The 14,392-nt window shown below is 62.9% G+C and carries 14 protein-coding genes; 5 read left to right on the forward strand and 9 right to left on the reverse strand.

Going from position 1 to position 14,392, the window contains the following annotated elements:
- Positions 1–48: 48 nt before the first annotated feature.
- Entirely contained in the window at positions 49–2,250 is a 2,202-nt protein-coding gene (locus J4E53_RS01320; protein ID WP_060738679.1) for a patatin-like phospholipase family protein, read from the reverse strand.
- A gap of 71 nt (positions 2,251–2,321) precedes the next feature.
- On the opposite strand from J4E53_RS01320, the gene J4E53_RS01325 reads away from it, so the two are divergent.
- Positions 2,322–2,609 (forward strand): SelT/SelW/SelH family protein, encoded by a 288-nt coding sequence (locus tag J4E53_RS01325; RefSeq protein WP_060738678.1) that lies wholly within the window; start codon positions 2,322–2,324, stop codon positions 2,607–2,609.
- Here the strand turns inward: J4E53_RS01325 and J4E53_RS01330 are convergent.
- Positions 2,603–3,493, reverse strand: coding sequence for a DMT family transporter (locus J4E53_RS01330; protein WP_103307881.1), 891 nt, complete (start codon positions 3,491–3,493; stop codon positions 2,603–2,605). The two genes, J4E53_RS01325 and J4E53_RS01330, sit on opposite strands and share 7 nt — an antisense overlap.
- 228 nt (positions 3,494–3,721) lie before the next feature.
- On the reverse strand, positions 3,722–4,471 hold the full coding sequence (locus tag J4E53_RS01335; RefSeq protein WP_060738676.1) for an AraC family transcriptional regulator: 750 nt from the start codon (positions 4,469–4,471) through the stop codon (positions 3,722–3,724).
- A 135-nt stretch (positions 4,472–4,606) separates the two neighbouring features.
- Between J4E53_RS01335 and J4E53_RS01340 the strand changes: the two genes are divergently transcribed.
- Positions 4,607–5,425, forward strand: a complete 819-nt coding sequence (locus J4E53_RS01340; protein ID WP_060738675.1) for a UDP-2,3-diacylglucosamine diphosphatase — start codon at positions 4,607–4,609, stop codon at positions 5,423–5,425.
- Between the two features lie 147 nt (positions 5,426–5,572).
- On the opposite strand, the gene J4E53_RS01345 is transcribed toward J4E53_RS01340, so the two are convergent.
- Both J4E53_RS01345 and J4E53_RS01350 read right to left on the reverse strand, forming a co-directional pair.
- Positions 5,573–6,160, reverse strand: a complete 588-nt coding sequence (locus J4E53_RS01345) for an HD domain-containing protein (protein WP_060738674.1) — start codon at positions 6,158–6,160, stop codon at positions 5,573–5,575.
- Positions 6,161–6,172: 12 nt separating this feature from the next.
- Positions 6,173–6,484: a DUF962 domain-containing protein gene (locus J4E53_RS01350; protein WP_103307880.1), complete on the reverse strand. Its 312-nt coding sequence runs from the start codon at positions 6,482–6,484 to the stop codon at positions 6,173–6,175.
- Positions 6,485–6,623: 139 nt separating this feature from the next.
- Between J4E53_RS01350 and J4E53_RS01355 the strand changes: the two genes are divergently transcribed.
- The gene (locus J4E53_RS01355; protein WP_207268097.1) at positions 6,624–7,685 is read left to right on the forward strand and encodes an AraC family transcriptional regulator; all 1,062 of its coding nucleotides are present in this window, start codon (positions 6,624–6,626) and stop codon (positions 7,683–7,685) included.
- Here the strand turns inward: J4E53_RS01355 and J4E53_RS01360 are convergent.
- Entirely contained in the window at positions 7,642–9,096 is a 1,455-nt protein-coding gene (locus J4E53_RS01360) for a TrkH family potassium uptake protein (protein WP_060738671.1), read from the reverse strand. The two genes, J4E53_RS01355 and J4E53_RS01360, sit on opposite strands and share 44 nt — an antisense overlap.
- A gap of 119 nt (positions 9,097–9,215) precedes the next feature.
- Between J4E53_RS01360 and J4E53_RS01365 the strand changes: the two genes are divergently transcribed.
- On the forward strand, positions 9,216–9,779 hold the full coding sequence (locus tag J4E53_RS01365) for an NAD(P)H nitroreductase (protein WP_060738670.1): 564 nt from the start codon (positions 9,216–9,218) through the stop codon (positions 9,777–9,779).
- Positions 9,780–9,974: 195 nt separating this feature from the next.
- On the opposite strand, the gene J4E53_RS01370 is transcribed toward J4E53_RS01365, so the two are convergent.
- The 3 genes from J4E53_RS01370 to phhA all read right to left on the reverse strand — a co-directional run bounded on the left by J4E53_RS01370 (position 9,975) and on the right by phhA (position 12,409).
- Positions 9,975–11,168, reverse strand: a complete 1,194-nt coding sequence (locus J4E53_RS01370) for an amino acid aminotransferase (protein WP_103307878.1) — start codon at positions 11,166–11,168, stop codon at positions 9,975–9,977.
- The gene (locus J4E53_RS01375) at positions 11,168–11,524 is read right to left on the reverse strand and encodes a 4a-hydroxytetrahydrobiopterin dehydratase (protein WP_003184087.1); all 357 of its coding nucleotides are present in this window, start codon (positions 11,522–11,524) and stop codon (positions 11,168–11,170) included. Before J4E53_RS01375 ends, J4E53_RS01370 begins: the two co-directional genes overlap by 1 nt.
- A gap of 99 nt (positions 11,525–11,623) precedes the next feature.
- Positions 11,624–12,409, reverse strand: coding sequence for a phenylalanine 4-monooxygenase (phhA, locus tag J4E53_RS01380; protein WP_060738668.1), 786 nt, complete (start codon positions 12,407–12,409; stop codon positions 11,624–11,626).
- A gap of 350 nt (positions 12,410–12,759) precedes the next feature.
- On the opposite strand from phhA, the gene J4E53_RS01385 reads away from it, so the two are divergent.
- On the forward strand, positions 12,760–14,319 hold the full coding sequence (locus tag J4E53_RS01385; protein ID WP_060738667.1) for a sigma-54-dependent transcriptional regulator: 1,560 nt from the start codon (positions 12,760–12,762) through the stop codon (positions 14,317–14,319).
- Positions 14,320–14,392: the final 73 nt, after the last annotated feature.

Consider the following 14,392-nt stretch of genomic DNA (forward strand, 5'->3'; position numbering starts at 1 on the left):
TGACGGCCTGTCAGGTTATCAATCCAGCCCGGGCAAACACCCAGCCCCTCAAAACGTCTGCCCCAGGTTCAGGTACACCGCCTGTTCATCGTCGTCGTTGAAGCCATAGCTGAAGTTCAATGGCCCCAACGGTGTATCGAAACCGAGGAAAATGCTGGCGGCGTTGATGTAGCCACTGTCGAATTCATTATCGTTGTTCCAGGCCCGGCCGCGTTCCAACGAGCCGCCGATGTACAACGGGAAATCCAATGGCAGGTAGGCCCGCGGTGTGAGGCGGCGGTAATACACGGCACGCATCAGGCTCATGTTCTGTCCGGACACCCCATCTTCGCGAAAGCCGGACAATTGCCGCGCGCCACCGAGCACAAAGCTGGAGGTCACGACCTCCGCGGTGTCCAGGGTGCGGCCGTAGCGCCCGCCCAGGATGAAGGTGTCCGGGCCGCTGCTAAGCGCCTTGTCCAGTTTGAATTCCCACTGGCGGTAGCGCTGGTCGGAGCCCAGCCCCGGTTCGTATTGGCGCCAGCTCAGGCCGATGTCTTCCCCTTCATGGGGGAAATACACGCTGTCGAGGGAGTCGAACGAGTACTTGAGTTCGTAGAAACCTTCGTTGAAATTCTCGCTGGGCTGGTCGTGGTCGCCGATGCGCACATCGGCCTTGCCCCAGGCCTGGCCGACACCGAAGCGGATTTCGCCGCTGTTGCCGATCTGGCGGCCCACGTTGAGCCCGAAGCCATAACGTTCGACGCGATACTGGGCCACCGGATCGTTGTCCAGGATGGACTCCACATTGCGCGATTCGAATTGCCCATAGGGGGCAATGAAGTAGCGCGAGCCGACGTCCAATGGCTGGTAGAACTCGCTGTACAACTCCTGCTTGTCGCCGATCTGCGCCCGGGTCAGCCACTCGGCGCCCAGGCGATTGATGCCGTTGACCCGATAGCTGGCCCCCAGGTTGAAAGCGCTGTCGCCGCGCATATCGTCCGACAGGCTCAGCCCCAGCCGCAGGTAGTCGGTGCCGGTGCGTCGGCCCCGGGCGCTGATCACCAAGGTGTGGTCCGGGCCCTTGTGGACCACGCGGTATTGCACCTGTTCGAAGTAGTCCAGGCCGTACAGCGTGCCCATGTCGGTCTGCAGGCGGCCCAGGTCCAGCGGCTCGCCGATCTGCTGGCGAATGTAGTAGCGAATCACGTCATCGCCGACTTTCGAGTCGTTCTCTACGCGAATGGCGGTGATGACCGGTGTGCGTTCGCTGGGGGCGCGGGCGGCCATGAGTTCGGCGTCGGGGGCCTCGGAAGGACGTAGAGGGGCCAGGCGTGACTCGAGTATCCGGGTGGCGCGATAGCCGGCGTCGATCATGTCCTGGGCTCGGCCGAAGTCGGTGGAGCCGAAGCTCGCCAGGGCCGGCTGGATCAATACGTCGCTTTTTTTCAGGGTGGCCAGTTGTTCTTCAGAGTTGCGCCGGGTCATCAGGGTGGTCGACTGGTTCAGCACATCCACCACCGTGACCAGTTGCTTGCGGGTGCGCAGCGGGGTGCCGATGTCGACCACGATGGCCACGTCCACGCCCATGTCCCGGGCCACATCCAGCGGGATATTGTCGGCCATGCCGCCGTCCACCAGCAGCCGGCCGTCCAGCTCCACCGGGGCGAACACCGCTGGGATCGACATGCTGGCGCGAATGACCTTGGGCAGGTGGCCTTTGCGGAACACGACTTTTTCGCCTGTGGCGATGTCGGTGGCGACGGCGCGAAACGGGATCGGCAGTTTGTCGAAGTCCCGCGTGTCGCTGGCGTGGGCCAGCAGGCTTTCGAGCAGCAGGGCCAGGTTCTGGCCCTGGATGACCCCCAAGGGCAGGCCGAGGCTGCCATCGTCGCGAAAGCTCAGTTTCTGTTTCACCAGGAAGTCGCGGTCATCCTGCTTGCGCCGGAACGGCACGTCCTTGCGTGGCGGCGCATCGGACAAGGCCTGTTGCCAGTCGATGCCCAGGGCGAGTTTTTCCAGCTCGTCGATCTTGTAGCCCGAGGCATACAGCCCGCCGATCACTGCGCCCATGCTGGTGCCGGCAATGGCATCGATCTTGATGCCTTGCTCCTCCAGGGCCTTGAGCACGCCGATGTGGGCCAGGCCCCGCGCCGCGCCGCCGGACAGCACCAGGCCGATTTTCGGGCGTGGCGTTTCGACGGCGGGCTGGTTGGCATGGCCGGACAGGGGCAACAGCAGCAGAAGCAGGAGGGGGAGCAGGCGGCGCATCGTCTATCTCGGGGCGGGCGATCAAAGGCAGGTATTATAACGACGCCTTCGAACCCAGGAGTTCACCCGCAATGACCGAACACAAGCCCGAAGTTGTCATCACCTATTGCACCCAGTGCCAATGGCTGCTGCGCGCCGCCTGGCTGGCCCAGGAACTGCTCAGTACCTTCGGCGACGACCTGGGCAAAGTGTCCCTGGTGCCGGGCACCGGCGGTGTGTTCCACATCAGTTGCGACGGTGCGCAAATCTGGGAGCGCAAGGCCGATGGTGGTTTTCCCGAGGCCAAGGTCCTCAAGCAGCGGGTCCGCGACCGGATCGATCCGGAGCGGGACCTGGGCCACAACGACCGGGTTCAGTGAGACGCGGCTTGGGCGCCCACCTCCGGTTTCTTCGAACCGCCCAGCTGGCTCGAGATCACGATGGCCGCGATGATCACCACGCCGCCCAGCAGCATGCGCAGCGTCGGGCGTTCGTCGAACAGCCACCAGGCCATGGCGATGCCGTAGACCGGTTCCATGGCGAAGACCACCGCCGCCGTGCGGGCCTTGATCACCGCCAGGCTGGCGACGAACAGGCTGTGGGCCAGGCCGGTGCAGAACACGCCGAGCAAGCCGATCCACAACCAGTCGAGGGGGCGAACGTCGCTCAGTTGTGGCGCGGCCATCGGCAACAGGCACAACCCGACCACCACGTTCTGGCACAGCGCGGCCTGCACGGGCGGTACATGCGCGGAGCCGGCACGGTTGGTCAATGACAGCAGTGAAAACAACAGCCCCGAAGCCACGGCCCAGAGCAGGCCGGTGGTGGCACCGCTGGCCAGGTCGAAGTTCGGGGTGACCAACACCAGGCCGACGCTCACCAGCACCACCAGCCAGATTTCATTGGCGCGAATCCGCTCACGGAAGATCAGCCCCTCGAGCAATACCGTGAAGGCCGGGAAACTGGCGAAGCCCAACGTGGCGATCGCCACGCCGGCCACCTTCACGGCGATGAAGAAACTCACCCAGTGCCCGGCCAGCAACAGGCCGCCCAGCAGCAATCGCCGGCCATCCTGTGCCCGCAGTTTCTGCCAGCGACTGCTGCTGGCGAACCGGGCGAACACCGCCAGGGCCAGCACGGCGAAGACGGCGCGACCGAACACGATAACCGCAGGCGAAGCCGCGGCGAGTTTGCCGAAGACACCGGTCAGGCCAAACATGAGTGCACCAATGTGCAGGGCGCCGAGGGCGGTACGGGGCGTCATTTCAATCCTTTCGACAGACAGTGGGGCAACTGGCGAGTGTCTTCTGTGGGAGCGAGCTTGCTCGCGAAAGCGGTGATTCAGGCAATGCAGATATTGACTGACAGATAGCAATCGTCGGATTGCCGCCCGGAGCAAGCTCCCACAGGACCGCCGCGTCACGGATGTCAGTATTTAAGCGTGGGTGAGGCGGCTATGTCTGTCGCGATCCTAGCGATTTTTAGCGCGCCTCTAGCGCTGACGCCGCAGCTTGCCCGGCGAGGCGCCGAATTCCCGCAGCACCGCTGCGGCGAAAGCGCTCTGGGAGCTGTAGCCGACCCGGTGGGCGATCTCGCCGATGGGCAGGTCCGACTCGCGCAACAACGCCACGGCCTGGTGCAAGCGGCGGCTGCGGATGTACTCCATTGGGGTTTGTCCGCACTCGGCGATGAAGCGCGCATGCAGGCGGGCGCTGGAAAGGCCGGCGACCCGCGCCAGGTCCGCCACTTGCAGCGGGTAGGCGGCGTTCTGGTCGATGTGGGCGTTGAGTGCGGCGTAGGGCAGGCGCCGGCCACCGAGGGGGCGCTGGCGAACGTCATTGAGAGTCGCCAGTAGCAGCACCGCGCCTTGCTGGGCGATCACCGGGTCGTCCACCCGGCTGCCTGCCAGCCAACTGACCAACTGGCTTTGTCCCGGGTCCAGGGGCAGGCGAGCGGTGGCATCGAGCAAGCGGCGGCTGGCGTCGGCGTGATCCCCCAGGCATTGCCCGACCCAATCGTCACTGGGCACATCCAGCACCAGGCAGCGACTGCCCTGGGGACTGCCGCAGGCATGATGGGCACCGGCGGGTACTACCACGAAACTCTGTTGCACCACCTGGCTGCCACGCCCTTCGACCTCGAAATCCAGCGCGCCGGACAACCCGAACACCAGTTGCGCGTGGTCGTGGCTGTGGACAATCAAATCGTGGCTGTAATGGCGTAGCGTGAGGATCGGTCTCATCGCGGTCTCCCGTCTCAGGCCGCCAGCATACACCGAGGGCGCACCGCCCCGCGCTGTCATGTAATTGACTTGTGTTTGTCATGGGCCATTAACCGCTGGCGTGCACAGTGGCGAAAACGATCAGAGGGTTGCCCAATGACCAGCGCCGAGCTCGCCAAACCCAGCCGCAAGCAGCGTGTTCGCACCCTGTGGATTTCCGATGTGCACTTGGGCACCCGGGATTGCCAGGCCGAGCACTTGTCGCAGTTTCTCAAGGGCTACCACGCCGACAAGATCTACCTGGTGGGTGACATCATCGATGGTTGGAAACTGCGCGGTGGCATGTATTGGCCCCAGGCCCACACCAACGTCATTCGTCGCTTGCTGACCATGAGCAAGCGCGGCACCGAAGTGATCTACGTCACCGGCAACCATGACGAATTCCTGCGACGCTATTCGAAGCTGATCCTGGGCAATATCCAGTTGGTGGACGAAGCGGTGCACGTCACCGCCGATGGTCGGCACTTGTTGGTGATCCATGGCGACCAGTTCGATGTCATCACCCGTTACCACCGTTGGCTGGCGTTCCTTGGGGATTCGGCCTACGAGTTCACCCTCACGCTGAACCGCTGGCTCAACCATTGGCGAGCGCGTTATGGCTACGGCTACTGGTCGTTGTCGGCGTACCTCAAGCACAAGGTCAAGACCGCCGTCAGCTTCATCAGCGATTTCGAAGAAGCCATCGCCCACGAGTGTGTGAAGCGCGAACTGCATGGCGTGGTCTGTGGACATATCCACCACGCCGAGATGCGCATGGTGGGCGAGGTGGAATACCTCAATTGTGGCGATTGGGTCGAATCCTGCACGGCGCTGATCGAGCATTGGGACGGGTCGATCGAGCTGTATCGGCTGGCGGAAGCCCAGGCGCGGGAGGCGCTGCTCAAGGCTGAGTTGAAAGTGGCCGAGCCGGTTTAGACCGGTCTGATGCTTTCGCAAGCAAACATATAACCCCCTGTGGCGAGGGAGCTTGCTCCCGCTGGGCTGCGCAGCAGCCCCCAAAAACAGGGCGGCTTCGCCACCCAGCGGGAGCAAGCTCCCTCGCCACGGGTTTTGCTGTGTCTGTCAGGCCGGTATGTCAGCCATCGCCGCCTTGTAGATCGATTGCTTCGGCGTGGCAAAGACCCTTTCCAGCATCGGCTCGAAGAAACTCAACGGCAGGGTGTCGTATTCGGCATCGAATGCCGCCGCGTCGTACTTCGCACAGAACTCAATGGTCGCCTGGTATTGCGGATGGCCACTGAATTGCTCGCGCAGGTGCCGGTCCATGCCCAGGTGATGGAAGAAGTAATAGCCCTGGAAAATCCCGTGCTTCTCCACCATCCACAGGTTTTCGGCGCTGACGAAGGGCTTGAGGATCGCCGCGGCGATGTCCGGGTGGTTGTATGAACCCAAGGTGTCGCCGATGTCGTGGAGCAGGGCACAGACCACGTATTCCTCGTCCCGCCCGTCCCGGTAGGCACGGGTGGCGGTTTGCAGGGAATGAGTCAGGCGATCCACCGGGAACCCGCCGAAATCGCCGTCCAGCAGCTTCAAGTGGGCCAGGATCCGGCCCGGCAATTGCCGCGCGTAGGCGCTGAAGTCGGCCGCGATGATCGCCCAGTCTTGTCGGGTGCCTTCTTTCATGTGGGTAAAGCGTGCGTGGTTGCTCATCGGCAGTCCTTGTTAGAACGCGACCTTGCCCAGCAGCATGTCGCGGTACATGACGAAATCGCCGAGCAGGCTGTAGAGCGGATGCTGGAAGGTGGCGGGACGGTTCTTTTCGAAGAAGAAGTGCCCGACCCAGGCGAAGCCGTAGCCGGCCACGGGCAGGACGAGCCACAGCCACCCGTTACCCACGACCAGAGCGAGGGCGAACACCAGGATAACCAGGGAGGTGCCGATGAAATGCAGTCGCCGGCAGGTGCTGTTGCTGTGTTCGCTGAGGTAATACGGGTAGAACTCGGCGAAGCTATTGAATCGTTTAGCGTTTCCCACGACGGCTGGCTCTGTGGTTATTGTTCCGGTACTTGAAGTCTAGAACCATCAATCGCTACGGCCAGTGACAATCAGCGCCACTTTAGTATCCTTCGCAAATCCAGCCGTACCCTGCGGCTCGTCATGCAAGTAAAACGTCATGAGCGAACGAACCACTTCTTCAAGCTGGGCGATGGGGATTGTCAAGGCGTTGGAAATGGACGGCCTGAATTGTCGGATGCTGTTCAAGCAACTGGGGCTGGACTTCGATGCGCTGGAGGATCCGGATGCGCGTTTCCCCCAGGACTCGATGACCCGGCTCTGGCAACGGGCGGTGGAGTTGTCGGGTAACCCGGCCATTGGCTTGAACATGGGCAAGGTGGTGCGCCCGGCCTCGTTCCATGTGGTTGGCTACGCCTTGATGTCCAGTCGCACCCTGGTGGAGGGTTTCCAGCGGTTGGTGCGTTACCAGCGGATCATTGCCGAAAGCGCCGATTTGAGTTTTCGCCAGTTGGAAGAGGGCTACGGGCTGATCCTGACGGTGCATGGCGACCATCTGCCCCCGACCCGTCAAAGTGCTGAAGCGTCCCTGGCGTGTGCGCTGGCCCTGTGCAGTTGGTTGACCGGGCGCACCCTGCACCCGGTGAAGGTGTTGCTCCAGGGCGCGGAACCGTTGGACCTGGCGCCTTATCACCGAGCCTTCCCCGCGCCACTGGTGTTTGGCGCGCCTTATGACGCGCTGATCTTTGAGCGGGCCGACATGGAGGCGCCGCTGCCGACGGCCAACGAAGCCATGGCACAGCTTCACGACCGGTTTGCCGGGGAGTACCTCGCGCGTTTTTCGGAAAGCCGCGTGACCCACAAGGCGCGACAAGTGTTGTGTCGGCTGTTGCCCCAGGGGGAACCCAAGCGAGACGTGGTGGCGCAGACGTTGCACCTGTCGCAGCGCACCTTGCAGCGGCGCTTGCAGGAAGAGGGCACCAGTTTCCAGAACCTGCTCGAAGACACCCGTCGTGAACTGGCCGAGCAGTACCTGGCGCAGCCAGGCATGACGCTGCTGGAAATCGCCTATCTGCTGGGGTTCGCCGACCCGAGCAATTTTTTCCGGGCCTTTCGCCGTTGGTTCGACACCACGCCCGGCGAATACCGGGCGCGACTGGCAAGCCAGCCTGAACCGGTCAGTGGCGCCAGAACGCCGGGATACACAGCACGAACACCGTGATGATCTCCAGCCGGCCCAGCAGCATGCCCCCGGACAGAATCCACTTGGCCGCGTCCGGCAGCGGTGCGAAGTTGCCGGCTGGCCCGATGGTTTCCCCCAGTCCCGGGCCGACACCGGACACGGTACTGGCCGCGCCGGTCAGGGCCGTCATCCACTCCACGCCCAGCAGCGACAGCAGCAGGGCGATCACGCAAATGGTGATGGCGAAGAAGAACGAGAACGTGAGGATCGAGCGGACGATTTCTTCGTCGAGGCGATGACCGTTGTACTTCTGCTTGATCACCGCACGGGGGTGGATCAGTTGGTTGAGGTTGGCCCGAAGCAGGATGTAGGCGACCTGGAAGCGGAAAATCTTGATCCCGCCAGCCGTCGAGCCTGAACAGCCGCCGACGAACCCCAGGTAGAAGAACAGCATCAACGAGAAATTGCCCCACAGGCTGTAGTCGCCCAGGGCGAAGCCGGTGGTAGTGACGATGGACGTCACGTTCAGCGCCACGTGCCGCAGCGCGTCCAGCCAATGCAGGTCGGTGGTCGCCCAATACCAGGTGCCGAGTACCAGCCAGGTCACCAGCAGCACGCCGATGAGCCCTTGGACCTGCTGGTCCTTGATCAGCGCCCGGCGATTGCCGCGTAGCGTCGAGACATACAGGGCAAACGGCAGGCTGCCGAGGATCATGATGACGATGGCGACCCAGTGCACCGCCGGCTGGGTCCATTTGGCCAGGGACAGGTCCGAGGTGGAGAACCCGCCGGTGGAGATCGCCGACATCGAATGGTTGATGGCATCGAACAGGCTCATCCCGGCCCACCAGAGCGCCAGGGTGCCGAGGATGGTGATGCCCACGTAGGACGCCACGATCAGCCGCGCCACCATATGGGACCGGGGCATGACTTTTTCCGAGCGGTCCGAGGACTCGGTCTGGAACAGCCGCATGCCACCGATGCGCAGCAGCGGCAGGATCGCCACTGCCATGCCGATGAAGCCGATACCGCCGAGCCAGTGCAGCAGCGAGCGCCACATCAGGATGCCCGGGGACATGGTGTCCAGGCCGCTCAGGACGGTGGCGCCGGTGGCGGTGATGCCCGACATGCTTTCGAAGAACGAATCCGTATAGCTGATGTGCTGGGTCAGCAGGAAGGGCAGGGCGGCGAAGATACACACCACCAGCCAGCTGCTGACGGTCAGCAGGTACATGTCCCGCGGACGCAGGTGGATGTGTTCCGGGCGCCCGGGAAGCACCAGTGCCAGGCCGGCGACGAAGGTAATCATGCTCGACCAGAGGAACGACGGCAGGTCGCGGGTGCGCTCGAAGACCAACAGGGTGGCCATGGGCACGACCATGAAGATCGCCAGGGTGATCAGGAAGATGCCGATGATGAAACCAATGATCCGCAGGGTCGGCAACGCCATGAAGTCCGCTCAGGCTGTAAAGGGAAGGGCGCCATTCTACCCGCGACAAGCGGCATGTAAACCGGCAGCCGGCGGCGCTTCCCGCTAGAATAGCCAAACATTTTTTCAGGAGGTGGCCGATGCAGGCTCTCGACGCTTTGCTCAATCGTGTTTCTGTCCCGCGCCTGGTGGAGCCGGCACCCACGCCGGAACAGCGCGAACTCATGTTCGCCGCGGCCATGCGGGCGCCGGATCACGGCCAGTTGCGGCCTTGGCGCTTTCTGACGGTCGAGGGACAGGCGCGGCATCGCATGGGCGAACTGCTGGCCGAAGCGGCGAAATTCAATGACCCGCTCGCCCCTGAAGCCGTCGTGGAAAAAGCCCTCAACGGCCCATTGCGCGCGCCGCTGGTCGTGGTGGTGATTGCCCGTCTGCAGGACCATTTCAAAATCCCGAAATCCGAGCAACTGTTGGCGGCCGGCTGCGCGGCCCATGGCATCTTGCTGGCCGCGTATGCCCAAGGGGTGGGTGGGGTGTGGCGTACCGGTGAACTGGCGTATTCGCCGCATGTGGCCAGGGGGCTTGGCCTTGAAGAGGGGGAAGAGGTGATCGGTTTCCTCTACCTGGGCACACCGCAGAAAGAAGCGCGCACCGCGCCCCAGGAAGATCTCGGGCAGTTTGTCCAGGAGTGGACGGGCTCGTAACGCCTCAAGGGCGGCGGATGACTTCGGGTGTGTTTGATCCACTGTGGCGAGGGAGCTTGCTCCCGCTGGGCGGCGAAGCCACCCCAAGTGCCTGGTTAGAGGCCGCCTGACACTCCGAGGTGCCAGGTTTCAGGGCTGCTGCGCAGCCCAGCGGGAGCAAGCTCCCTCGCCACAGGGGAAGTGCCCGGCCTTGGGTTACTTGCAAGCGTCGGCAATCGCCTCGGCCAGCAGGTCCAGGCGCGTGGCGTCGATGCCGGCCACGTTGGCCCGGCCGGTGCCGACCATGTAGACACTGTGGCGCTCGCGCAGGTGCTTGACCTGCTCCGGCGTCAGGCCAGTGTAGGAAAACATCCCGCGTTGCACGCCGATATGGGCAAAGCGCTCGCGCAAGCCATGGGATTCGAGGGCTTCCAGCAAACCGCTGCGCAATTGCGCGATGCGCAGGCGCATGGCCTGGACTTCATCGGCCCACAGGCTTTTGAGTTCCGGGTCGCCGAGGATGGTCGCCACGACGGCCGCGCCATGGTCCGGCGGTGTCGACCAGAGATTGCGGGCGATGTTTGCCAGTTGGCTGCGGACGTCCACCAGCTTCTCGCCATCCCGGGCGCAGACGATCAACGCACCGGTACGGTCGCGGTAAAGGCCGAAGTTCTTCGAACAGGAACTGGTGACCAGCACTTCCGGCAGGGCCTGGGCAAACAACCGGACCGCCCAGGCGTCCTGCTCCAAGCCATCGCCGAAGCCCTGGTAGGCAAAGTCGATCAGCGGTAGCAGGTCGCGGCTGCGCACCACCTCCAGCACCTGGCGCCATTGCTCATGGGACAGGTCGAACCCGGTGGGGTTGTGGCAGCAGGCGTGCAGTAGCACCACATCGCCTTTGGGCGCCTGGTTCAAGGTCGCCAGCATCGCCTCGAAATCCAGGCGATTATCAGCGCCCACGTAGGGGTAATGACTGGCCTTGACCCCGGCCGCGGCGAAAATGGTTTCGTGGATCGGCCAGGTCGGGTTGCTCAGCCATACGCCACGGCCCGGCAGGCACTGGGCGATGAAGTCGGCGCTCAGGCGCAGGGCGCCGGTGCCGCCCGGTGTCTGGGTGGCGCCCGCGCGTTTTGCTGCGATCAGCGGCGAGTCGGCGCCCAGTACCAGCTCATTGATCAACTGGCCGAACGCGGCGTCACCATGACCACCGATGTAGGTCTTGGTGGTCTGGCGATCCACCAGTCGCTGCTCGGCCCGTTTCACCGACTCAAGAATCGGCGTCAGGCCCTGGGCGTCCTTGTAGACACCCACGCCCAGGTCGAACTTGCTCGGGTTGCTGTCCGCCCCGTAGGCCTCCATCAGGCCGAGGATCGGGTCGCCGGGTACCCGGCCGATGGCATCGAAATGCATTACTTGCGGCCCTCGGCGGTCTTGGCCACGTCATCGGTGCGGGCGGCCATGATGAAGTCGTTGCGGTGCAGGCCCTTGATGGAGTGGCTCCACCAGGTCACGGTGACTTTGCCCCATTCGGTGAGCAGGCCGGGGTGGTGGCCTTCGGCTTCGGAGATCTCGCCGACGGCGTTGGTGAACGCCAGGGCGTGCTTGAAGTTCTTGAACAGGAAAACTTTTTCCAGCTGCATGACGCCGTCGCGCACTTCGATGTTCCAGTCGGGGATCTGCTTGATCAGCACCGGCAGTTCTTCGTCGCTGACTTGCGGGGCATCGGCGCGGCAGGCTTCGCAATGGGCTTGGTTCAGAGTGTTCATGGTGTGTTCCTGGATCGAATATTTGGAAAGCGTCGATGCACCCACGCTAAAGCAAAGCAGCGTCGTGCAACAGACTCAATTGGGATTAAAAGAGGCGGTTCACGCCGCTTTTGGTGGGAATTTCGGGGCATGCAAGCCCAGCTCCCGACCGCGCTTGACCATGCCCATGATGTCTTCGTGAGCCAGGTCGAACAGACGCTTGAGTTCGGGCAGCACGAAATACACCGGTTGCAGGATGTCGATGCGATACGGCGTGCGCATGGCTTCCAACGGATCGAAGGCCTGGTGTTCCGGCTCGTCAGACAGGCAGTACACGGTTTCCTTGGGCGAAGACAGGATGCCGCCGCCGTAGATGCGCCGGCCCTGCGGGGTCTGCACCAGGCCGAACTCGATGGTCATCCAGTACAGGCGCGCCAGGTAAACCCGTTCTTCCTTGGACGCCTGCAGGCCGAGTTTGCCGTAGGTGTGGGTAAATTCCGCGAACCAAGGGTTGGTCAGCAGCGGGCAGTGGCCGAAGATCTCGTGGAAAATGTCCGGTTCCTGCAGGTAATCCAACTCTTCCCGGGTGCGAATAAAGGTCGCCACAGGAAACTGTTTGCTGGCGAGCAATTCGAAGAAGGTCTGGAAGGGAATCAGTGCTGGCACCCGGGCGACTTGCCAGCCCGTGGTCTGGCCCAGCACCTTGTTGATTTCGTCCAGTTGCGGGATACGGTCGTGGGGCAGGCCCAGCTTGTCGATGCCATCCAGGTATTCCTGGCACGCACGGCCTTCGATGACTTTCAGCTGGCGGGTGATCAGCGTGTTCCACACCGCGTGTTCTTCAGCGGTGTAGTGGATAAAACCTTGCGCATCGGGCTCGCGGGCCACGTACTGCGTCTGCTTCATGCTGCTCTCCTGCTGATTTCCCTCAGGGGGATGATGTGTTTGTTGTTATGTCCAGCGATGCAATAGAGATAGCGCGAAGCAGGGATACGTGCAGTAGGGGTGAGCCAGCTAGCGGGGCCAAGAATGGCTCACTTCGTAAACTTATCGTTACACAATTGCCTATACTTCGGCAGTATCAGGATTTTTGAGTGGGAAACGGCCTACAGCTGTCACATAATCTTGACAACTATTTGTGTGCCTAGACAAAAAGCCCTACGCAAAACCCCGTGGCGAGGGAGCAAGCTCCCTCGCCACAGGTGGGTGTCGGGGCTTGAATGGCGCGTCTCTCTCATCCAAATCCGGGCCTTTCCATGCGCATCAAAGTCCATTGCCAGAACCGCATCGGCATCCTGCGGGACATCCTCAACTTGTTGGTGGAATACGGCATCAACGTCGCCCGAGGGGAGGTCGGTGGTGAGCATGGCAACGCGATCTACCTGCACTGCCCAAACCTGATCAACATCCAGTTCCAGGCACTGCGTCCGAAATTCGAAGGCATCGCCGGGGTGTTTGGCGTCAAGCGCGTAGGACTGATGCCCAGTGAGCGTCGGCACATGGAACTCAACGCCTTGCTCGGCGCCTTGGAGTTTCCGGTGCTGTCCATCGATATGGGGGGCTCCATCGTCGCGGCCAACCGGGCGGCGGCGCAGTTGCTCGGGGTGCGTGTCGACGAGGTGCCGGGCATCCCCCTGTCCCGTTACGCCGAGGATTTCGACTTGCCGGAACTGGTGCGCGCCAACCAATCGCGTATCAACGGCCTGCGGGTCAAGGTCAAGGGCGATGTGTTCCTGGCGGACATCGCGCCACTGCAATCGGAACACGACGACAGCGAAGCCATGGCCGGTGCGGTGCTGACGCTGCACCGGGCCGACCGGGTGGGCGAGCGGATCTATAACGTGCGCAAGCAGGAGTTGCGCGGCTTCGACAGTATTTTCCAGAGTTCGAAAGTGATGGCGGCGGTGGTCCGTGAGGCCCGGCGCATGGCCCCGCTGGACGCGCCGCTATTGATAGAAGGCGAAACCGGCACTGGCAAGGAACTGCTGGCGCGCGCTTGTCACCTGGCGAGCCCGCGCGGGCAATCGCCCTTGATGGCACTCAACTGCGCCGGGCTGCCCGAGTCCATGGCCGAGACCGAACTGTTCGGCTACGGGCCGGGGGCCTTCGAAGGCGCCCGGGCCGAAGGCAAGCTCGGCCTGCTGGAACTGACCGCCGGAGGAACGCTGTTCCTCGACGGGGTCGGGGAGATGAGCCCGCGCTTGCAAGTGAAATTGCTGCGCTTCCTGCAGGACGGTTGCTTCCGGCGTGTCGGCAGCGATGAAGAGGTGTACCTGGACGTCAGGGTGATCTGCGCCACCCAGGTCGACTTGTCCGAACTCTGTGCCCGGGGCGAATTCCGTCAGGATTTGTACCACCGCTTGAACGTGCTTTCCTTGCACATCCCACCCCTGCGCGAATGCCTCGATGGCCTGGAGCCGCTGGTGGAACATTTCCTCGACCAGGCCAGCCGCCAGATCGGTTGTGCACTGCCCAAGCTGGCCCCGGCGGCAATGGACCGCCTCAGTCACTACCACTGGCCGGGCAATGTCCGACAGCTGGAAAACGTGCTGTTCCAGGCCGTTTCCCTGTGTGACGGCGGGAAGGTGAAGGCCGAGCATATCCGTCTGCCGGACTACGGCGTGCGTCAGCCCCTTGGCGATTTTTCCCTTGAAGGTGGGTTGGACGAGATCGTTGGGCGTTTCGAGAAAGCCGTGCTGGAGCGCCTGTATTCCGAGCACCCGAGCAGCCGGCAATTGGGCAAGCGGTTGGGGGTTTCCCATACGACCATCGCTAATAAATTGCGTGAGTATGAGGTCGGCAAAGACGCACCGTAAGGCAACCGATTATCGGGGTCACCGGGAGTTGGCCGATTTTTTGCTGGGGTACCTCCACATCAAGAGTCAGCTG

It is taken from the genome of Pseudomonas sp. FW305-28 (assembly GCF_017351395.1).
GTDB classification, from domain to species: domain Bacteria; phylum Pseudomonadota; class Gammaproteobacteria; order Pseudomonadales; family Pseudomonadaceae; genus Aquipseudomonas; species Aquipseudomonas fluorescens_AA.

Bases quoted from the DNA above. Each gene is read 5' to 3' on its own strand.
- J4E53_RS01320 (WP_060738679.1), bottom strand. From the start codon at position 2,250: ATGCGCCGCCTGCTCCCCCTCCTGCTTCTGCTGCTGTTGCCCCTGTCC.
- J4E53_RS01325 (WP_060738678.1), top strand. From the start codon at position 2,322: ATGACCGAACACAAGCCCGAAGTTGTCATCACCTATTGCACCCAGTGC.
- J4E53_RS01330 (WP_103307881.1), bottom strand. From the start codon at position 3,493: ATGACGCCCCGTACCGCCCTCGGCGCCCTGCACATTGGTGCACTCATG.
- J4E53_RS01335 (WP_060738676.1), bottom strand. From the start codon at position 4,471: ATGAGACCGATCCTCACGCTACGCCATTACAGCCACGATTTGATTGTC.
- J4E53_RS01340 (WP_060738675.1), top strand. From the start codon at position 4,607: ATGACCAGCGCCGAGCTCGCCAAACCCAGCCGCAAGCAGCGTGTTCGC.
- J4E53_RS01345 (WP_060738674.1), bottom strand. From the start codon at position 6,160: ATGAGCAACCACGCACGCTTTACCCACATGAAAGAAGGCACCCGACAA.
- J4E53_RS01355 (WP_207268097.1), top strand. From the start codon at position 6,624: ATGAGCGAACGAACCACTTCTTCAAGCTGGGCGATGGGGATTGTCAAG.
- J4E53_RS01360 (WP_060738671.1), bottom strand. From the start codon at position 9,096: ATGGCGTTGCCGACCCTGCGGATCATTGGTTTCATCATCGGCATCTTC.
- J4E53_RS01365 (WP_060738670.1), top strand. From the start codon at position 9,216: ATGCAGGCTCTCGACGCTTTGCTCAATCGTGTTTCTGTCCCGCGCCTG.
- J4E53_RS01370 (WP_103307878.1), bottom strand. From the start codon at position 11,168: ATGCATTTCGATGCCATCGGCCGGGTACCCGGCGACCCGATCCTCGGC.
- J4E53_RS01375 (WP_003184087.1), bottom strand. From the start codon at position 11,524: ATGAACACTCTGAACCAAGCCCATTGCGAAGCCTGCCGCGCCGATGCC.
- phhA (WP_060738668.1), bottom strand. From the start codon at position 12,409: ATGAAGCAGACGCAGTACGTGGCCCGCGAGCCCGATGCGCAAGGTTTT.
- J4E53_RS01385 (WP_060738667.1), top strand. From the start codon at position 12,760: ATGCGCATCAAAGTCCATTGCCAGAACCGCATCGGCATCCTGCGGGAC.